The organism is Mycobacterium szulgai, from assembly GCF_002116635.1.
Lineage (GTDB): Bacteria > Actinomycetota > Actinomycetes > Mycobacteriales > Mycobacteriaceae > Mycobacterium > Mycobacterium szulgai.
Genome location: NZ_LQPW01000098.1, coordinates 1 through 2,767, shown reverse-complemented (window position 1 = coordinate 2,767; position 2,767 = coordinate 1). Strand labels below are relative to the sequence as shown.

General features: G+C 81.6%; 1 pseudogene. It reads right to left on the bottom strand.

Going from position 1 to position 2,767, the window contains the following annotated elements:
* Positions 1-2,767: pseudogene (locus AWC27_RS30225) on the bottom strand (PE family protein); the annotation flags it as partial.

Here is a 2,767-nt window from a genome sequence, read left to right as displayed (position 1 = left end):
CGCCGCCGGTGTTGGCCGCGCCGCCGTCGCCGGCCTGGCCGCCGCTGCCGCCGGCCCCGCCGTCGCCGGCGATTCCGACGGTGCCGGCGCCGCCCTGGCCGCCCTGGCCGCCTTGTCCACCACTGCCGCCGTCGCCGCTGGCGGCGCTGCTGAGTTGGTCGCTGTTGAGGCCGCCGACGCCGCCGGCACCTCCGCCGCCGCCGTCGCCACCCTTCGTGCCGATGGTGTTGGCCGCGCCGTTGCCGCCTTGGCCGCCCTGGCCGCCCTGGCCACCGTTGCCGGCTTCCCCGCCGCTGGCGCTGGCGCCCACGCCGGTGCCGGCGTTGCCGCCGTTGCCGCCGACGCCGCCTTGGCCGCCATTCCCGCCGGCGAATCCGGTCGCGCCGGCCTTGCCGTTGCCGCCGTTGCCGCCCGCGCCGCCGGCCCCGCCGCTGCCGTTGACGCCGCCGACGCCGGCGCTGCCGCCGGTCCCGCCCTGGCCGCCATTCCCGCCGGCGAATCCGGAGCTGCCGGGGGCTGAGTTGGCGCTGCCGGTGCCGCCGTTGCCGCCTTGGCCGCCCTGGCCGCCGTTGCCGGCGTGGCCGGCGACGCCGCCGGTGTTGGCCGCGCCGCCGTCGCCGGCCTGGCCGCCGCTGCCGCCGGCGCCGCCGTCGCCGGCGACTCCGACGGTGCCGGCGCCGCCCTGGCCGCCTTGGCCGCCCGTGCCACCGCTACCGCCGTTGCCGCTGGCCGCGCTGGTGAGTTGGTCGCTGTTGAGGCCGCCGACGCCGCCGGCGCCACCGGTGCCGCCGTCGCCGCCCTGGCCGCCGATCGTGTTGGCCGCGCCGGCGCCGCCCTGGCCGCCCTGGCCACCCTGGCCGCCGTTGCCGGCCGCCCCGCCGCTGGCGGCCGCACCCACGCCGGTGCCGGCGTTGCCGCCGTCGCCGCCGGCGCCGCCGATGCCGCCACTGCCACCGATCAGGCCGGTCGCGCCGGTCTTGCCATTGCCGCCGGTGCCGCCGGCCCCGCCGGCCCCGCCGCTGCCGTTGACGCCGCCCACTCCCGCGGACCCGCCGGCCCCGCCGTGGCCGCCCTGGCCACCGGTGAAGCCGAAGCTGCCCGGGGTGTTGCTGGCGCTGCCGTTGCCGCCTTGGCCGCCTTGGCCACCCTGGCCGCCGTTGCCGGCATTGCCGGCAAAGCCGCCGGTGTTGGCCGCACCGCCGTCGCCGGCCTGACCGCCGGCGCCACCCGCACCGCCGTCACCGGCTTTGCTGACCGTGCCGGCGCCGCCCTGGCCGCCTTGGCCGCCCAGGCCGCCGTTGCCGCCGGTGCCGCTGGCTGCGCTGCTGAGTTGGTCGCTGTTGAGGCCGCCGACGCCGCCGGCGCCGCCTTGGCCGCCTTGGCCGCCCTCCCCGCCGTTGGCGTTGGCTGCGCCGGCGCCGCCCTGGCCGCCCTGGCCACCCTGGCCGCCGTTGCCGGCCCCCCCGCCGCTGGCGGCCGCACCCACGCCGGTGCCGGCGTTGCCGCCGTTGCCCCCGACGCCGCCTTGGCCGCCACCTCCGCCGATCAGGCCGGTCGCCCCGGCCTTGCCGTTGCCGCCGTTGCCGCCGGCGCCGCCGGCGCCGCCGCTGCCGTTGACGCCGCCGACCCCCGCGGATCCGCCGGCGCCGCCCTGGCCACCGTCCCCGCCGCTGAATCCCGAGCTGCCGGGGCTGGAGTTGGCGCTGCCGTTGCCGCCGGCCCCACCGGCCCCGCCATTGCCGCCGACGCCTGCCTTGCCGGCCACGCCGCCGGCGTTGGCCGTGCCGCCGTCGCCGGCCTGCCCGCCGGCCCCACCCGTGCCGCCGTCACCGGCCTTGCTGACCGTGCCGGCGCCGCCCTGGCCGCCCTGGCCGCCCAGGCCGCCGTTGCCGCCGTTGCCGCTGGCGGCGCTGCTGAGTTGGTCGGTGTTGAGGCCGCCGACGCCGCCGGCGCCGCCTTGGCCGCCCTGGCCGCCCTGCCCGCCGTTCGCGTTGACCGCGCCGGTGCCGCCCTGGCCGCCTTGCCCACCCTGGCCGCCGTCGCCGGCGACGCCGCCGGTGGCGGCCGCGCCCACGCCGGTGCCCGCGTCACCGCCGCCGCCGCCGCTGCCGCCTTGGCCGCCACCTCCGCCGATCAGGCCGGTCGCGCCGGCCTTGCCGTTGCCGCCGTTGCCGCCGGCGCCGCCGGCTCCGCCGTTGCCGTTGACCCCGCCCACGCCCGCGGATCCGCCGGCGCCGCCCTGGCCGCCCTGACCGCCGGCAGATCCGGTCTGACCTGCGACAGTCGCGTTGGCACCGGTGCCGCCCGTGCCGCCGGCGCCGCCCTGTCCGCCCGTGCCGTCGGCGCCGACGATGCCGCCGAACCCGCCCGCGCCGGCGTTGCCGCCGGAACCACCCATACCGCCGGATCCGGCGAGCCCGGTGGTGCCGACTCCGCCGGTGCCGCCGGCTCCGCCCTGGCCGCCGTTGCCGCCGACGCCGCCGTTGGCGATCACTCCGTCGGTGCTGAAGCCGCCGAAGCCGCCGGTTCCGCCCCCGCCGCCATTGCCGCCCTGACCGCCGCCGAAGTTGGCGCCGCCGGTACCGCCGGCTCCGCCGGCCCCGCCGTTGCCGCCGGCACCCGCAACGCCACCGCTGCCGGCTGCCCCGGCACCGAGGCCGCCGTTGCCTCCGGTCCCGCCACCGCCGCCGAGCCCGCCGCCACCACCGGTACCGCCGGGCGAGGCTCCGCCGTTCACGCCGGCTTTGCCCGCCCCGCCGGCGCCGCC